This window comes from Micromonospora sp. NPDC049171, from assembly GCF_040648275.1.
GTDB lineage: Bacteria > Actinomycetota > Actinomycetes > Mycobacteriales > Micromonosporaceae > Micromonospora.
In genome coordinates this window covers 1-15,798 of record NZ_JBEZDJ010000056.1, presented here as the reverse complement: position 1 = coordinate 15,798, position 15,798 = coordinate 1, and the positions used below count along the sequence as shown (strand labels likewise).

Below are 15,798 nucleotides of genomic sequence, written 5' to 3'. Positions count from 1 at the left end.
CGCCTGGACACATCACCCCAACACCGCCACTGCTTGACACCTAAGCACCTGGGATGTCTTTGCTCTGCTTACCTATATGCGACGCGCACGCTCCGCGAGGAGGGTTTCCACCCCTCGACTGCGCGGTCGCCATGAAGTCCCAGTTCAACGCCGTGGCGCATATAGGCAAGCAGAGCAAAGGCGGTGAGTGGCCCGGGCGGGACACTGCGGCCCGTAACGCCCTGTTACTGGTATCACCCATGGGCCATCCGGGCATCCATCGTCACCTACTGTCAGCCTGGCAACTCCGGGCCGCCGTCGAGCAGGGCGGCCAGCAGGTCCCCGTACTCCTCGACCCGGGTCAGCACCTCGGCGGCGGTGAACTGGCGGACGGCCGGTTTCCGGCCGCGGGCGCCGGCCTCGACCTCGTCCCAGGTCAGCGGCGTCGACACCGACGGCACCGACTGGGCCCGCAGCGAGTACGGAGCGACCGTGGTCTTCGCCGCGTTGTTCTGGCTCCAGTCGATGAAGACCTTGCCGGGGCGCAGGTTCTTCGCCATCCTCGACACGATCAGCTTCGGGTGGGCCTGCTCCAACTCCTGGGCGATCCGCCGGGCGTACGCGGAGACGTCGTCGGAGGACTGGGTGCCGGCGATCGGGCAGCAGAGTTGCATGCCCTTCTTGCCGGACGTCTTCGGGTACGAGTCGATGCCGTCGTCGGCGAGTCGGTCGCGCATCAGCACCGCCACCGGGCAGCACTCGGCGATCCCGGCCGGTGGCCCCGGGTCCAGGTCGACGACCATCATGTCCGGGTGTTCGCCGACCTTCCACTGCGGCGTGTGCAGCTCCAACGCGGCCAGGTTGGCCAGCCAGACCAGGGTGGGCAGATCGTCGGCAACCACGTAGTCGATCGTCTCCCGACCCTTCGTCGACCCGGGCGCGGGCAGGTTCTCCACCCGCACCCAGTCCGGGGTCGCGGCCGGCGTGTTCTTCTCGAAGAACGACTTGTCGTCGACCCCGTTGGGGAAGCGGATCCGGGTCACCGGCCGGTCGCGCAGGTGCGGCAGCAGCACCGGCGAGATCCGGGTGTAGTAGTCGATCACCTCACCCTTGGTGAAGCCGGCCGCCGGGTAGAGCACCTTGTCCAGGTTGGAAAGCTCCAGCGGGCGACCCTCGACGTCCACCCGTAGCCGCTCAGCCGGCATCGTCGACCTCCTCGGGAGGCTTGTCCGGGCGCAACCGCAGCACCCGGGGAAAGCGCAGTCGGCCGTCCGGGGTGCGCTGGCCGTACTTCACCTCCACCACCACCCGGGGGCTTACCCAGATGGCACCCCGCGCATCCTCGCGCGGCACACCCGGCGCGAACGGTGACACGCCGGAGCGCAGCGGCTCCAGCTCGGCGAGGAGCTGCCGTTCGATGGCCGCGCCGATCCCACCGCCGACCCGACCCCGGTAGACCAACCGGCCGTCCGGGCCGGGCACGCCGACCAGCAGCCCGCCGATCCGACGTGCGCCCGGTCGCCAACCGCCGATGACGAAGTCGCCGGTCACCTCCAGCTTGACCTTCACCCAGTCCGGCGAGCGCACCCCCGGGCGGTAGACGGCACCGACCCGCTTGGCCATGACGCCCTCCAGACCGTGCTCCCCGGCGGCCTCGTAGGTGGCCGGGCCGTCGGCGAAGACCGGCGGCACCGCCCAGCGGAGACCACCGAGGGCGAGCGTGTCCAGGGCCTCCCGGCGGCGCTCGTACGGCCAGCCGGTCAGGTCGTCGCCGTTGAGGCGGAGCACGTCGAAGATCATGTACGTCACCGGCATGACCGCGGCCAGCCGGGCCGCCTTGGCCCGGTCCCGTACGTGCATCCGCTCGGCCAACGCGGTGAACGACGGCTGCCCGCCCTGGCCGAGCAGCACCACCTCGCCGTCGAGCAGGGCGTCGTCGACCTGCTCGGGCAGGGTGGCCAACTCGGGGTACGCGGCGGTGATCTCCACGCCGGAGCGGGCGTACAGGTGCTGGTCGCCGCCGCGGATGTCGGCCAGCGCGCGAACCCCGTCCCACTTGAACTCGTACGCCCAGCCGGCACCCGCCGGGAGCGGCCCGGTCATCGCGAGCATCGGCTTGAGCGGCGCGCCGGGCACGACCCGACTGTAGTAGCAGGCCGAACACCTCGCGTCATGTTCTTTCGGATGCGAGCATGGTCGATACCGGGGAAGGGAGCGCAGGATGCGTGCCATCTGGAAGGGAGCCGTGTCGTTCGGGCTCGTCTCAATCGGGGTGAAGCTCTACTCCGCGACCGAGGAGAAGGACATTCGGTTCCACCAGGTGCACCGTGCGGACGGTGGCCGGATCCGCTACAAGCGCACCTGCTCGGTCTGCGGCGAGGAGGTCACCTACGACGACATCGCCAAGGGCTACGACATCGGCGGCGGCGAGATGGTGATCCTCACCGACGAGGACTTCGCCGACCTGCCGTTGACCAGCTCCCGCGCGATCGACGTGCTGGAGTTCGTGCCGGCCGAGCAGGTCGACCCGATCCTCTACAACAAGGCGTATTTTCTCGAGCCGGAGGGCACGGCCACCAAGCCGTACGTGCTGCTGCGCGACGCGCTCATCGACTCGGAGCGGGTGGCCATCGTCAAGGTGGCGTTGCGCCAGCGGGAGCAGCTCGCCACGCTGCGGGTCCGCGAGGGTGTACTGCTGCTCAACACCATGCTCTGGCCGGACGAGATCCGTACCCCCGATTTTGGTTTCCTCGACGAGGATCTCAAGGTGCGCCCGCCGGAGTTGGCGATGGCCAGTTCCCTGATCGACTCGATGACCGGCGAGTTCGAGCCGGACGTCTTCACCGACGACTACCGGGCCGCGTTGCAGGAGGTCATCGACGCCAAGGTGGAGGGTCGGGAGGTCGTCCAGCCGGAGGAGGCCGAGGAGGCCCCGGCCGCGGCGGTGGACCTGATGGCCGCGTTGAAGGCCTCGGTGGAGCGGGCCAAGGCGGCCCGCGGCGAGCCAGCCGCCCGTGGTGGTGGCGGCGGTGGCGGCGGTGGCGAGCCGACACCCATCTCGTCGGCCCGGTCGGCACAGAAGGCGGCGGAGAAGAAGGCGGCCAAGGCCCCGGCGAAGAAGACCGCGACGAAGAAGACGGCCGAGAAGAAGGCCGCCGAGCCGGCGAAGAAGACCGCCGCCAAGAAGACCACCGCGAAGAAGGCGGAGCCGGCGAAGAAGACGGCCGCCCGCAAGGCCGCACCCCGCAAGAGCGCCTGACCGGGTACGGCAGCGACGGCGGTGTCCGCCCGGTTGGGTACGCTCCGCCGGCCGCTGGCCACCGGAGGAGCCCTCATGTACACCCCTGACCTGGACCGGTTGTTGACGTCCGGCGCCCGTTTCACCGACCAGCACGGCGCGTACCTGATCGAGGTCCACCCGGCGGGCGACGTCGTGCTGCCCACCGGCCAGGTGGTCGGGTGCGACCCGCTGGTCTGCCCGGAGGCCGAGCCGTTCACGGTGACCGTGCCGCCGGGGCGGTATGCCGCCCGCGCCTGGGTGGCCGTGGTGCTCCGGGAGGACGCCGAGGTGGACCGGCGGGTGGCCGCGTTCCAGTTGCTGGTCTCCGACGAGCCGACCACCCGCTGGGAGTTGGCCGTGGCGGGCGACCAGGACGTCGCCACCCTCGGTGCGGACGACTACTTCGGGTACGGGGTGGACGCCGGTGCCGGCACCCTCGCCGACCCGACCGCGCTCAGTGTCCTGGAAGGCTGGGACTACGACCAGGTCGAGCAGGTCTTCATCCCCGACAGGCTGCCGTCGTCCCCGGTCCCGGGGCTGATCACCGCTGTCCTGGACGAGGCCAGCGGCGCCAACGTCGTCACCGTGGCCACCGGTTGGGGCGACGGCTGCTACGGCACCTGGATCGGCCGTGCCGCCGACGGCCGGGTCACCTCGTTCGTGACCGACTTCATGGTCGTCCCGGAATAACCGACCGGGAACAGACCGGAACTGACGCGCTGGGCGATCCGCCACGTCCGCGGCGGGCACGGTGGGCCGTGGTGCGGGTACCGTGTGCGTCGGCTTTCCCCCCGGCACCGGGTGCCGGCCACACTTCGCAGCAGGGAGTCGACGACGTGAGCGAGCGGACGCAGCAGACGGGCCCGGACCAGAGCCCGGCAACCAAGTCGGGGCGCCGGCTGGCCGCCCAGTTGGCGGCGAAGAAGGCCGCCGACCGGAAGCGTAAGCGCAACGCGGTGATCAGCGGCCTCGCCGCCGTCGCCGTTGCCGGGGTGCTGATCGGCGTCTTCGTGACGATCGGTGGCGGGGGCGACGACAAGCCCAAGAACCAGGCCGACGCGACCCCGTCCGCGACCGTCCCGGCCCCCGACGAGCCCGCCGCGCCGCCCGCCCCGCAGCTGCCCGCGGACGCCGATCCGGCGCTGAAGACCAAGCCGACGGTGAAGCCGGGCACGGGCGACCTCAAGAAGCTCGCGGTCACCCCGTTGATCAAGGGGACCGGCCCGGCCGTCAAGAAGGGCCAGAACATCACCACCAACTACGTGGGGGTGTTCTTCAAGGACGGCAAGGAGTTCGACTCTTCCTGGAAGGGCGGGCAGCCGGTGACCTTCCCGATCGGCGTCGGCCAGGTCATTCCCGGCTGGGACCAGGGCCTGGTCGGCGTGACGGTGGGCAGCCGGGTGCAGCTCGACATCCCGGGCGAGCTGGGCTACGGCAACGACCCGGCCGCCGCTGGTGGGCGCCCGACCGGCCCGCTGCGCTTCGTGGTGGACGTGATCGCCGCCCAGTGATCCCGTCCGGATCGCCCCGGTTGTCGCCGGGGCGCGATGGAGTTGTTCACATGGGGCTTCCGGCCCGTCACCCAGCGGCAGTAGGTTCGGCGTCACCCCGGGCGGTTCGCCGCCCGGGGTGAGATCGGGGACTCCGACGCGGAGGTGCAGATGACGGCGCTGGACGAGCCTGGGCGGACCGCCCGGTCGATGTGGGCGTACTTCGAGCCGGTGCACGCGGTCACCTACCTGCACCCCCGGGCCCGCGCCGCGTACGAGGCGGTCGGCTTGCGCGGCTACTGGCGTGGTTACTTCGCCGGCCGGGCCGCGCCGCTGGGCGCCACCGAGGCGGCCCCGGTGATCGCCGCCTTCTTCAACTTCGCGCCGCCGATGGTGGCCCGTGCGCTGCCGGCGGTGTGGCGGTTGGCCACCCCGCCGGAGGCTTTGCGCGTCCGACTGACAGGTGCCGTGCAGGCGCTCGCCGAGCTGACCTACGAGCTGCCGGAGTCGCACCTGGCGGAGGCCGCCGACCTGCTGGAACGGGCCGCCTCGGCGGCGCAGACCGCCGGCCGGGTGCTCGGCGCGGCCAACGCGGCGCTGCCGGTCGGGGAATATCCGCTGGCGCGGCTCTGGCAGGCCGCCACCACGCTGCGCGAACACCGGGGCGACGGGCACGTGGCGGCGCTGGTTGCCGCCGGGTTGGACCCGGTGGAGACGTTGACCTGGCGGGTCGCGTTGGACGGTTCGCCGCCGCAGTACCTGCTGGGCCGGGGCTGGTCCGAGGAGCAGTGGCAGGCCGCCCGCGAGCGGCTGACGCGGCGGGGCTGGCTGACCGGCGACGGCGCGCCCGCCGAGCACGGCCGGGCCGAGTTCCAGGCCGTCGAGGACGCCACCGACCGGGCCGCCGCGCACCCGTGGCAGGCGCTCGGCGCCCCCGGCACGGACCGGCTCCGGGAGCTGCTGGAGCCGATCGCCCGGTCCGGCCACACCCTGCTGCCCGAGAGCAGCCCGCTCGGCCTGCCCGCGCTGCCCGGCTGACCCGGCGCCCACCGGTCAGGCAGGATGGGCCCGTGACAGATGCGGTGGTCTTCGACCTGGACGGCGTGATCGTGGATTCCGAGCCGGTGTGGGAGGAGGTCCGCCGGGCGTACGTGGCGACGCACGGCGGGACGTGGCAGCCGGACACCCAAAAACGGCTGATGGGGATGAGCACCGGCGAGTGGGCCCACTATCTCAGCGGCGAGCTGGGCGTCGGGCGCACCGCCGAGCAGGTCGCCGTCGAGGTGGTCGAGGAGATGACTCGACGCTACCGGGCCCACGTACCCCTGATCGCCGGCGCCGATGAGGTCGTCCGCCGGCTGGCCGGGCGGTGGCCGCTGGGGTTGGCCAGTTCGTCGCCGACCCGGCTGATCGAGGCGGCGCTGGCCGCCACCGGCCTGACCGACGCGTTCGGCGCGACCCTGTCCACCGAGCAGACCGAGCGGGGCAAGCCCGCACCCGACGTCTACCTGAACGTCGCCGAGCGCCTCGGCGTCGACCCGGCCCGCTGTGTGGCAGTGGAGGACTCGTCGAACGGGGTGCGGTCGGCCGCCGCGGCGGGGATGCGGGTGGTGGCCGTGCCACACGGCTCGTATCCCCTGGACCCGGATGCCGCCCGGCTGGCCGTGGTGACGGTGGGGTCGATCGGTGAGCTGACCCCGGAGCTGGTGGACAGCCTGGGTTGACGCCAGCCGAGGGGGGTAGAGACCACGCATGAGAGCCATCGTGTACGAGCACACCGGCGACCCTTCGGTGCTGAAACTGGTCGACCGGCCGGTGCCGACACCCGGGGCGGGTGAGGTTCTGGTGCGGGTGGCGGTGTCGGGGGTCAACCCGACCGACTGGAAGTCCCGCCGCTCCTCCGCGCCGCAGGGCTGGCAGATTCCCGGGCAGGACGGCGCGGGCGTGGTGGAGGCGGTCGGCGAGGGGGTCGACCCGGACCTGATCGGTGAGCGTGTCTGGATCTGGGAGGCCGCCTGGCAGCGGCCGTGGGGCACGGCGGCGGAATACACGCTGGTGCCGGTGCGTCAGGCGGTCCGTCTCGGTGCCGCCTCGTTCGAGGTGGGGGCCGCCCTGGGCATCCCGTTCCTCACCGCGCACCGCTGCCTGACCGCCGGCGAGTTCATGCCGGACACGCTGCGCGCCGGTGCGTTGGCCGACCACACCGTGCTGGTGCAGGGCGGGGCGGGTGCGGTCGGCAATGCGGCGATCCAGCTCGCCCGGTGGGCCGACGCCACGGTGGTCGCCACGGTGAGCAGCGCCGAGAAGGCCCAGCTCGCGGCGGCGGCCGGTGCTTCGTACGTGGTGAACTACCGCGAGCAGGACGTGGTCGCGGAGGTCCGCAAGATCGCCCCCGACGGGGTCCACACGATCGTGGAGGTCGCTCCGGCGACGAACGCGGCGATGGACGTGCAGGTGCTGCGGCACGGCGGCGCGGTCTGCATGTACGCCGACGACGGCGGCGACGAGGTGACCATCCCGATCCGGGCGATGATGGTGCCGAACGCGCGCTGGCAGTTCGTGCTCGTCTACACCGAGCCGAAGGCGGCCAAGGCGCAGGGGGTCAAGGACGTGGCCGCGGCGGCCACCCAGGGCGGCATCCGGGTCGGTGCCGATGCCGGCCTGCCGCTGCACCGCTACTCCCTGGCCGAGACGGCCGCGGCGCACCAGGCGGTGGAGGACTCGGCGGTGGGCAAGGTGCTGGTCACCACCAGCGACGCCTGATCGGGTCGCCGACCATCTGATTTCCCCATCATCAGGACAGAAGCGAATAAGTTTCGCAACAATGACTGTGCGGGTCGCCCCGCGTGGAACGGGCGGCCCCGGCGCGGTGCGAACGCCGGGGCCGCCCCTGCGGAGGAATGTCCAGCAGCACTCCACCGCCAGCGGCGACAGTGCCGGGCAAGACGTTACGGCGCTGCCAACTCCCGGACGGTCAGCTCGCCCTCGGCGTACCGCGAACGGACGACCTTCTTGTCGAACTTGCCCACGCTCGTCTTCGGCACCGAGTCGATGAACGCCCAGCGCTCCGGCAACTGCCAGCGCGCCACCGAGCCGGCCAGGAAGTCGCGCAGCTCCTCGGCCGTCACCGAGGCACCTTCCCGGACCACCACGGTGGCCAGCGGTCGCTCGTCCCACCGCTCGTCCGGCACACCCACCACGCACGCCTCCAGCACCGCCGGGTGACCCATCAGCGCGTTCTCCAGCTCCACCGACGAGATCCACTCACCGCCGGACTTGATCACGTCCTTGGCGCGGTCGGTCAGCGTGATGTACCCCTCCGGCGAGAGGGTGCCCACGTCGCCGGTACGCAGCCAGCCGTCCCGGAACTTCTCCTCGTCCGGGGTGTCGTCGCCGACGTACCGTGCGGTCACCCACGGCCCACGGACCTCCAGCTCACCCACGGCCTCGCCGTCGGCGGGCAACTGCTCGCCGGCCGGCCCAACGATCCGCGCCCGCACACCCGCCGGCACCCGCCCCTGCGTGTAGCGGTAGCGCCACGCCTGCTCGCCCGTCGCACCGGCGGGCGGACGCGAGATCGACCCCAGTGGGGACATCTCGGTCATCCCCCAGGCGTGGATGACGTCGATCCCGTGCCGCTCGTCGAACGCGTGCATCAGCGCCGGCGGGCAGGCCGAGCCACCGACGATCACCTCGGTGAGCGAGGACGTGTCCACGTCGTGGCTGTCCAGGTAGGCCAGCAGGTCGGTCCAGATGGTCGGCACCGCCCCGGCCAGGGTGGGCCGCTCGGCGGCGATCATCTCGGCGATCGGCGCGGCCTGGAGGAACCGGTCCGGCATGATCAGCGAAGAGCCGGAGAGGAAGGCCGCGTACGGCAGACCCCACGACATGGCGTGGAACATCGGCACGATGGCCAACTCCCGGTCGGTCGGCCCGAGACCGAAGCCCTCCGGCAGGCAGACCTGCAACGAGTGCAGGTAGATGGACCGGTGCGAGTAGGCCACACCCTTCGGGTTGCCCGTGGTGCCCGAGGTGTAGCAGAGCGCCGCGGCGTCGTGCTCGTCCACCTCGGGCCAGTCGAAGACGTCCGGCCGGTCGGCGAGCAGCGCGTCCCAGTGGTGCACGGTGATCCGGTCACCGGCGGCCGCCACCAGCGGCGCCGGGTCACCGCCACCGACCACCACCACGTGCCGCACCGTGGCCAGCTCACCGATCACCCGGGCCAGCAGCGGGATGAGCGTGCTGTCGACGAGCACCACCCGGTCCTCGGCGTGGTTGGCGATGTAGACGACCTGGTCGGGAAAGAGTCGGATGTTGAGCGTGTGCAGCACCGCACCCATGCTCGGCACCGCGAAGTAGGCGACCAGGTGCTCGCTGTTGTTCCACATGAAGGTGGCGACCCGCTCGTCGCCGGTCACCCCACACTCGTCGCGCAGCGCGTGGGCCAGCCGGGCGGCCGTGCGACCCACCTCGGCGTACGTCATCCGGCGGGGCTCGGCGCCCGTCCAGGTGACCACCTCGGCGGTGCCGTGCACTCCTGCGCCGTGCTCGAGGATCCGGGAGACCTGCAGAGGGGCGTCCATCATCGTGCTACGCATGGGTAACAAGCTAGTGTCGGCGGTCACACGTTGGGAACCCCCGTAAATTGGCGCAGGTGAGCATCTCCTGGGCCGACTCGTACGTTGGGCAGTTGCGCGCGCTAGCCGGGGACCGGACGCTGATGTTCGTCGGTGCCCGCGCCGTGGTCAGCGACAACGCCGGACGCATCCTGCTGATCCAACGCTCGGACAACGGCCAGTGGGCCATGCCGGCCGGGGCGATGGAGTTGGGCGAGTCGATAGCCGACTGCGCGGTCCGCGAGGTCCGCGAGGAGACCGGGTTGCGGGCGCTGCGGGTCTGCGCGTTCGCCCTCTACACCGGCCCGGACCGGACGAGCACCAACATGTACGGGCACACCTACCAGGTCTTCACCACGGCGTTCAAGGTGGAGGAGTGGGACGGGCAACTGGCCCGGGTCACCGACGAGACCACCGACGCCGGCTTCTTCCCCCGCGACCGGTTCCCCGCCCCGCTCTCCGCCTCGGTCACCGAGACCCTGGCCGACCTGGACGTCTTCGAGCAGACCAACCGGCTCATCCTGAAGTAGGGGCGGCCCCGGGGCCGTGCCTCACCGAGACTCGGCCCCGGGCCGTGCGTTACTGCGGCAGGCGCGTCCCGGCGAAGAACCCCTCCTGGATCCAGTTCGGGTACGCGACCGGCAGCTTGGTGGCCTCGTCCAGCTCGCCGAGGTCCTGCTCGGTCAGGGTGAGATCCGAGGCGGCGATGTTGTCCACCAACTGCTCCTGCTTGCGGGCACCGACGATCACGCTGGTCACGGCGGGCCGCGACAGCAGCCAGGCGACCGCCACCCGGGCCGGGCTGACCCCGTGCCGCTCGGCGACGCCCCTGAGCACGTCGACGACGCCGAAGGCGTGCTCGGGGTCGAACGGCGTGAAGCTGGAGTAACCGGGCTGGGCGCTGCGCGCGCCACTGTCGGCGACGGCGCCGTCCCGGCTGACCTTGCCGGAGAGGAAGCCACCGGCGAGCGGGCTCCAGACGGTCAGCCCGACACCCTCGTTGAGCGCCATCGGCACCACGTCGCGTTCCACGTCCCGGCCCAGCAGCGAGTAGTACTCCTGCACCGAGACGAAGCCGGCCAGCTTCTCGCGGGCGGAGATGCCGAGCGCCTTGGAGATCTGCCAGGCGGCGAAGTTGGCGGCGCCGATGTAGCGGACCTTGCCCTGCCGGACCGCGTCGTCCAGCGCGCGCAGCATCTCCTCCATGGGAGTGATCTGGTCGAAGTTGTGGATCTGGTAGAGGTCGATGTGATCGGTGCCCAGCCGACGCAGGCTGTCCTCCAGGTTCTGCATGATGTGCAGCCGGGAGGTGCCGACGTCGTTCGGGCCGGGCCCCGTGCGGGAGTGCACCTTGGTGGCCAGCACCACGTCGCGACGCCGCTTGCCGAGCGCCTGGCCGAGCAGTTCCTCGCTCTCGCCATCGCTGTAGCCGTCGGCGGTGTCGACGAAGTTGACCCCAGCGTCCAGCGCGGTGTCCACCAGCCGCTGGGCGTCGGGCAGGGACAGCCCGCCGAGGGTGCCCCAGAGCGGGTGGCCGCTGCCACCGAAGGTCATCGCGCCGAGTGAGATCTCCGAGACGTACACCCCGGTGGTGCCCAGCAGTCGGTACTTCACGTGTGTCGCTCCTCGTGGTGCGCGGTTCGGAGGCCGCGAGCGGGCGCTCCCTGGTCACTATGTCGGACACTGTGTCCGGCAACGAGCGTACGTCGCCCGTCGAGCACCTGGCCACCTAGGATTCCGGCTATGCCCTCGATCACCCGCCGCCGTCCGAGCAACCCCGACGGGCGTGCCGCCGTCGAAGCACGGGTGTTGGCGGCCACCGAGCGGCTGCTCCAGCAGGGGGCTCGCTTCACCGACCTCGGCGTCCAGCGGATCGCCGCCGAGGCCGGGGTGGCGAGGTCGACCTTCTACACCCATTTCCGGGACAAGAGCGAGCTGCTCATGCGCCTCGCCGGGACCATGCGGGAGAGCTCCTTCGGCCGTACCGGCGAGTGGAGCCCCAGCGCACCTGGCGATCCGCTGGCGGTGCTGACCGAGATCTTCGCCGACGTAATCCGGATCTACCGGACATACGCCCCGGTGCTGGCGGCGATCAACGAGGTCGCCGCGTACGACGAGGTGGTCCGGGAGTACTGGGCGGCGGGGTTGGAGCAGTTCGTCACCCGTACCGTCGACGTGCTCCGGATCGAACAGCAGGCCGGGCGTACCCCCGCCGACCTGGACGTGACGACGGCCAGCCGGCTGATCGTGGTCGGCGGCGACCGCTTCCTGGCCGACCACGTCAGCACGACCCCGGCCGACCCCGAGACCGACGCGGCGGCCGCCCGGGAGTTGGCCGCGACCTGGTGGTACGGCGTCTACCGCCGCCCCGCCTGACCACCGCGGTCGACTCAGGCCGCGGTGGGGCCGAACTGTTCGGTGAAGCGACCGGTGAACAGGTCCACGCCCTTGTACTCGGCGACCGTCGCGGCAGGGACGACGGCCGGGCCGTCGGGCATGGGCAGCTGGCCGACACCGTGTCGCGACCCGAGCGGGATCAGGATCATGGGATGGGGCATCGGTTGGTAGGTGGCCGTCGGCTGTCCGCCACCCAGCTGCGCGGTGATGTTCCGCGCCACGACCTCGGCGTGCTGCAACGCGTACGCGGCCATCTTGTCCTCTGTGACATCGGTGAGGTCGCCGATCGCGTAGACGTGCTCGAGGATGTCGCCGGACCCGCGCACGTTGAGAGTTTCCGTGACCGCTACCTGCCCCCGCGGGGTGAGCGTCGTCAGTCGGCCGTCGCCGAGGTAGGCACTGTTGGTCCGCAGACCAAAGGCACGGAACCAGATGTCGGCGGTGATCTCGTCGCCGTCGGTGGTGGTGGCCGTGACGGTCGCGGCCCGATTGGCGTCGGTCGTCAACGGTGCGGCCAGGCTGGTGCCCAGCCGCACCTGGATGCCCAGCTCGTCGAGCTGCCGGTGCAGGTCATCGCGCATCTCGGGCGTGAAGCCGGGCAGCAGCTGCTCGGCCGGATCGACGAGGGTGACGAGCTTGTCCGGCCAGACCTCCTTGATCTCACCGGCCAGTTCCAATCCGACCGGCCCGGCGCCGAGGATCAGGACCCGCCCGGCGCTGGCCAACTCCTTGTTGGTCTGACGCAGGTCGTCGAGCGCCGCGTCGATGGAGTCGGCGTTGAGCCTGGCCGGGTAGGCGTAACTGGAACCGGTGGCCAGCACCAGATAGTCCGCCGCGACACGCTGACCCGAGGCCAGCGTGACACCACCGGAATCCACCGAGACCACTCGATCCCGGATCACCGTGCCCCGGGTGAGCACCGTGTCGAAGGGAAAGAAGATATTGCCTGCCCACTCGGGCCGGACCAGCGCCCGCAGCGCCCCGGCGACGTTGACGAACGCGTCCCGAGGATCGATGAGGACGACATCGGCCACCAACTCCAGCGCCTTGGCGACCGCCGTACCCCCGTAACCGCCGCCGACGACCACAACCGTACGACTCATGACTCAACTCCAACCGACCAGAACCTCCGCTCGACAGCTGTCGAGCGCCTCCCCTCACGGTCGTCAGTTGGCAGCAGCCCAGGGAGACCGGACCGAGGCTGGTAGTGGCAGGGACACCATCCGATCGGCCGGCGTTGCTACGTTCGGATGGTGAGCGACAACGAGCTTGGCTTGTTCCTGCGCCTCCACCGGGAAGCGGTGACACCGGCCGAGGTGGGGCTCCCCGCCGGGCCGCGCCGTCGCGCCCCGGGACTACGCCGATCCGAGGTGGCGGCCCTCGCCGACGTGAGCGTCGAGTACGTCACGAGACTCGAACAGGGCCGCGACCGTCGACCGTCCCCGCAGGTGCTCGCCGCGCTCGCCAGCGCACTCCGGTTGAACTGGCACGAACGCGCCCACCTGCACCACCTCACCAAGGCGGCCGATCCCAGTTACAACTGCCGGGGCCGCATCCCCCCGAGCGGCGAGGTACGTCCGACCGTGCGGGCGCTGCTCGACCGTCTCGAACCCGCACCGGCGGTGCTGCTCAACCGGCTCAGCGACGTCCTCGCCCACACCGCCGGGTACGTGCGGCTGGTCGGTCCGATCGGTCTGCTGGACGCGACGACGGCCAACCTCGCCCGGTTCATCCTCACCGACGCCCGGGCTCGCAACGCGTACCCCGACTGGGACCACCTGGCCGACGAGCAGGTCGCCGCCCTCAAACAAGGTCCGTTCCGGGCCTACCCGCCGATGGCCGCCCTGGCCGACGAGCTGACCATCACGGCGGGCGACGCCTTCACCCGGCGCGTCGACACCGTGCCCAGCCTGCCGAAGGCCAGCGGCCTCTTCCGGCTGGCCCATCCCGAGGCGGGTCTGCTCCGGCTCGCGTACGAGACCCTCGAACTTCCGGCGGACGACGACCAACGTCTGATCGTGTACCTGCCCGCCGATGCGGCGACCTCCGACGCGCTCGACCGCCTCAACAGTCAACACCCGCAGCCGCTCCGCCTCGTGGCCGGCTGACGTCGACCGCCCCGGAGCAGTCCGGGGCGGTCGGTGTCGAGACACTCAGATCATCGTCTGGGACTTGGCCTCCATGTCGGCGGCGGCCTCCTCCTTGGACTCGCGGGTCAACGGCTTGCCGCCCGGGGCCGGAGCCTCACCGCCGAGCGGGTCGGCGCCGCCGGTGGCACCCTGCGGGCCGGCACCCCGCAGTTGCGTGTTCGGCAGCGTCAGGGTGACCACCACCGCCACGATCGCGATCAGGCCGGCGGTCAGGAAGACCATGTCCAGCGCGTCGACGAAGGCACCCTGGATGGCCGCGCGTACCGGCCCCGGCAGGGCCAGGATGGTGGCCGGATCGTTGATCGAGATGTTGGTGCCGCCACTGGCCGCCACGGCGGCCTGCTCCTGCGGCGGCAGCTGCGCGATCGCGCCGGGCAGCCGGTCACCCAGCCCGCTGGTCAGCCGGGACGAGAGCACCGTGCCGAGGATCGCCACCCCGAACGACCCGCCCAGTGACCGGAAGAAGGTCGCCGAGGAGGTGCCGGCACCCAGGTCGCGGACGGAGACCGCGTTCTGCACCGCCAGGATCAGCGACTGCATGCACAGGCCCAGCCCGATGCCGATCACCACCATGTACCCGAACGCGACCCAGAGGGAGGTGCTCACCTCCAACTGGGTGAACAGGAACATGCCGACCAGCAGGGTCACCGAGCCGGCCACCGGGAACCACTTGTACCTGCCGATCCGGGTCATCGCGCGACCGGTCAGGATCGAGGTGATGATGATGCCGGCCATCATCGGCAGCATCAGCAGACCGCTGCGGGTCGGCGAGGCGCCCTTGACGATCTGCAGGTAGAGCGGGATGAAGATGATCGAACCGAACATCACCAGACCGATGACGAGCAGTGCCGCGTTGGCCAGGGCGAAGGTGGCGCTGCGGAACAGCCGCAGCGGCAGGATCGGCTCCGCCACCCGGGCCTCCTGCAGGACGAACAGCACCCCCAGCACCGCACCGACGACGAAGAGCGTGATGATCACACCTGAGCCCCAGGCGTACTCGTTGCCACCCCAGCTCAACGCCAACAGCAGGGAGCTCACCCCAGCGACCAGCAGACCGGCACCGAGCCAGTCGATCGAGTGGTCCCGGCGTTCGAACGGGATCAGCCGCATCACGTGATAGCAGACCACGATCGCCAGGACCGCCAGCGGCACGTTGATGTAGAAGATCCACCGCCAGTCGGTCTCCGCGAAGTACCCACCGACAAGCGGCCCCGCCACCGACGAGATCCCGAAGACCGCACCGAAGAGTCCCTGGTAGCGGCCACGCTCCCGGGGTGACACCACGTCCGAGATGATGGTGAACGCGAGGGTCAGCAGACCACCGGCGCCGAGACCCTGGATGCCCCGGGTGACGATCAGCTGGGTCATGTTCTGCGACAGCCCGGCCAGCAGCGACCCGACCAGGAACGTGCCGATCGAGAAGAGGAAGACCGGACGACGCCCGTACAGGTCGGCCATCTTGCCGTACAGCGGTGTCGACGCCGTCGACGCGAGCAGGTACGCGGTGACCACCCACGAGTAGTGGTTGATCCCGCCCAACTCCCCGACGATGGTGGGCAGGGCCGTACCGACGATGGTCTGGTCGAGTGCGGCCAACAGCATGCCGGTCATCAGGCCGAACATGAGCAGCCGGATCTGCTGACGATTCAGCACCGGCGCGGCGGAGGCATCGCTGGTCATGTGCCCGTCTATCCCGCAAGCCGCAAAACATGCACCCAACCCCCAAAAAACCCACCCCCACCCCCACCCACCCCCACCCCCACCCCCACCCCACGCGGCGTTGATCATGGAGTTATTGCCACGACACGCCGGGTGGTTTCTAGGCTTCAGTGCAACTGATCTTGGTTGTGGTGGAGGTGCTGGTGGCGAGGCCGGGTGTGGTGACG

At 70.8% G+C, this 15,798-nt stretch carries 15 protein-coding genes; 9 read left to right on the top strand and 6 right to left on the bottom strand.

The annotated features are described in order from the left end of the window. Nucleotides 1-272 precede the first annotated feature (272 nt). Both ligD (AB0B14_RS36575) and ligD (AB0B14_RS36570) read right to left on the bottom strand, forming a co-directional pair. On the bottom strand, nt 273-1,184 hold the full coding sequence (gene ligD / locus AB0B14_RS36575) for a non-homologous end-joining DNA ligase (protein ID WP_357526731.1): 912 nt from the start codon (nt 1,182-1,184) through the stop codon (nt 273-275). Continuing rightward, nucleotides 1,174-2,115, bottom strand: coding sequence for a non-homologous end-joining DNA ligase (gene ligD, locus AB0B14_RS36570; protein WP_357526729.1), 942 nt, complete (start codon nt 2,113-2,115; stop codon nt 1,174-1,176). Before ligD (AB0B14_RS36570) ends, ligD (AB0B14_RS36575) begins: the two co-directional genes overlap by 11 nt. An 85-nt stretch (nt 2,116-2,200) precedes the next feature. Here ligD (AB0B14_RS36570) and AB0B14_RS36565 point away from each other — a divergent pair, with 85 nt between their 5' ends. The 6 genes from AB0B14_RS36565 (at nt 2,201) to AB0B14_RS36540 (ending at nt 7,512) form a co-directional block, all read left to right on the top strand. Next, nucleotides 2,201-3,238 carry a Ku protein gene (locus tag AB0B14_RS36565; protein WP_357526728.1) on the top strand — a complete coding sequence of 346 codons (1,038 nt, stop codon included), beginning with the start codon at nt 2,201-2,203 and terminating at the stop codon, nt 3,236-3,238. A 75-nt stretch (nt 3,239-3,313) separates the two neighbouring features. After that, the gene (locus AB0B14_RS36560) at nt 3,314-3,949 is read left to right on the top strand and encodes a DUF4241 domain-containing protein (RefSeq protein WP_357526726.1); all 636 of its coding nucleotides are present in this window, start codon (nt 3,314-3,316) and stop codon (nt 3,947-3,949) included. A 146-nt stretch (nt 3,950-4,095) separates the two neighbouring features. Next, the gene (locus tag AB0B14_RS36555; RefSeq protein ID WP_357526724.1) at nt 4,096-4,770 is read left to right on the top strand and encodes an FKBP-type peptidyl-prolyl cis-trans isomerase; all 675 of its coding nucleotides are present in this window, start codon (nt 4,096-4,098) and stop codon (nt 4,768-4,770) included. A gap of 189 nt (nt 4,771-4,959) precedes the next feature. After that, entirely contained in the window at nt 4,960-5,787 is an 828-nt protein-coding gene (locus tag AB0B14_RS36550) for a hypothetical protein (protein WP_357526733.1), read from the top strand. Between the two features lie 32 nt (nt 5,788-5,819). Further along, entirely contained in the window at nt 5,820-6,473 is a 654-nt protein-coding gene (locus tag AB0B14_RS36545) for an HAD family phosphatase (RefSeq protein ID WP_357068482.1), read from the top strand. Between the two features lie 28 nt (nt 6,474-6,501). Next, the gene (locus tag AB0B14_RS36540) at nt 6,502-7,512 is read left to right on the top strand and encodes an NADPH:quinone reductase (protein WP_357068484.1); all 1,011 of its coding nucleotides are present in this window, start codon (nt 6,502-6,504) and stop codon (nt 7,510-7,512) included. Nucleotides 7,513-7,697: 185 nt separating this feature from the next. Here AB0B14_RS36540 and AB0B14_RS36535 read toward each other — a convergent pair whose 3' ends face one another. Next, a complete protein-coding gene (locus AB0B14_RS36535) occupies nt 7,698-9,347 on the bottom strand; it encodes a fatty acid--CoA ligase (RefSeq protein ID WP_357526722.1) in 1,650 nt (549 codons plus the stop codon). Nucleotides 9,348-9,403: 56 nt separating this feature from the next. On the opposite strand from AB0B14_RS36535, the gene AB0B14_RS36530 reads away from it, so the two are divergent. Beyond that, the gene (locus AB0B14_RS36530) at nt 9,404-9,895 is read left to right on the top strand and encodes an NUDIX domain-containing protein (RefSeq protein ID WP_357068488.1); all 492 of its coding nucleotides are present in this window, start codon (nt 9,404-9,406) and stop codon (nt 9,893-9,895) included. A gap of 49 nt (nt 9,896-9,944) precedes the next feature. Here AB0B14_RS36530 and AB0B14_RS36525 read toward each other — a convergent pair whose 3' ends face one another. Next, a complete protein-coding gene (locus AB0B14_RS36525) occupies nt 9,945-10,979 on the bottom strand; it encodes an aldo/keto reductase (RefSeq protein WP_357068490.1) in 1,035 nt (344 codons plus the stop codon). A 129-nt stretch (nt 10,980-11,108) separates the two neighbouring features. Here AB0B14_RS36525 and AB0B14_RS36520 point away from each other — a divergent pair, with 129 nt between their 5' ends. Beyond that, nucleotides 11,109-11,741: a TetR/AcrR family transcriptional regulator gene (locus AB0B14_RS36520; RefSeq protein ID WP_357526720.1), complete on the top strand. Its 633-nt coding sequence runs from the start codon at nt 11,109-11,111 to the stop codon at nt 11,739-11,741. 14 nt (nt 11,742-11,755) lie between these two features. Here AB0B14_RS36520 and AB0B14_RS36515 read toward each other — a convergent pair whose 3' ends face one another. Continuing rightward, a complete protein-coding gene (locus AB0B14_RS36515; protein WP_357526718.1) occupies nt 11,756-12,865 on the bottom strand; it encodes an FAD-dependent oxidoreductase in 1,110 nt (369 codons plus the stop codon). Nucleotides 12,866-13,012: 147 nt separating this feature from the next. Here AB0B14_RS36515 and AB0B14_RS36510 point away from each other — a divergent pair, with 147 nt between their 5' ends. Further along, nucleotides 13,013-13,870, top strand: coding sequence for a helix-turn-helix transcriptional regulator (locus AB0B14_RS36510; protein ID WP_357526716.1), 858 nt, complete (start codon nt 13,013-13,015; stop codon nt 13,868-13,870). 45 nt (nt 13,871-13,915) lie between these two features. Here AB0B14_RS36510 and AB0B14_RS36505 read toward each other — a convergent pair whose 3' ends face one another. Further along, nucleotides 13,916-15,592, bottom strand: coding sequence for an MDR family MFS transporter (locus tag AB0B14_RS36505; protein ID WP_357526715.1), 1,677 nt, complete (start codon nt 15,590-15,592; stop codon nt 13,916-13,918). Between the last annotated feature and the right edge of the window lie 206 nt (nt 15,593-15,798).

Bases quoted from the DNA above. Each gene is read 5' to 3' on its own strand.
- ligD (WP_357526731.1), bottom strand. From the start codon at position 1,184: ATGCCGGCTGAGCGGCTACGGGTGGACGTCGAGGGTCGCCCGCTGGAG.
- AB0B14_RS36565 (WP_357526728.1), top strand. From the start codon at position 2,201: ATGCGTGCCATCTGGAAGGGAGCCGTGTCGTTCGGGCTCGTCTCAATC.
- AB0B14_RS36535 (WP_357526722.1), bottom strand. From the start codon at position 9,347: ATGCGTAGCACGATGATGGACGCCCCTCTGCAGGTCTCCCGGATCCTC.
- AB0B14_RS36505 (WP_357526715.1), bottom strand. From the start codon at position 15,592: ATGACCAGCGATGCCTCCGCCGCGCCGGTGCTGAATCGTCAGCAGATC.
- AB0B14_RS36515 (WP_357526718.1), bottom strand. From the start codon at position 12,865: ATGAGTCGTACGGTTGTGGTCGTCGGCGGCGGTTACGGGGGTACGGCG.
- AB0B14_RS36520 (WP_357526720.1), top strand. From the start codon at position 11,109: ATGCCCTCGATCACCCGCCGCCGTCCGAGCAACCCCGACGGGCGTGCC.
- AB0B14_RS36560 (WP_357526726.1), top strand. From the start codon at position 3,314: ATGTACACCCCTGACCTGGACCGGTTGTTGACGTCCGGCGCCCGTTTC.
- AB0B14_RS36550 (WP_357526733.1), top strand. From the start codon at position 4,960: ATGTGGGCGTACTTCGAGCCGGTGCACGCGGTCACCTACCTGCACCCC.
- AB0B14_RS36540 (WP_357068484.1), top strand. From the start codon at position 6,502: ATGAGAGCCATCGTGTACGAGCACACCGGCGACCCTTCGGTGCTGAAA.
- AB0B14_RS36510 (WP_357526716.1), top strand. From the start codon at position 13,013: ATGGTGAGCGACAACGAGCTTGGCTTGTTCCTGCGCCTCCACCGGGAA.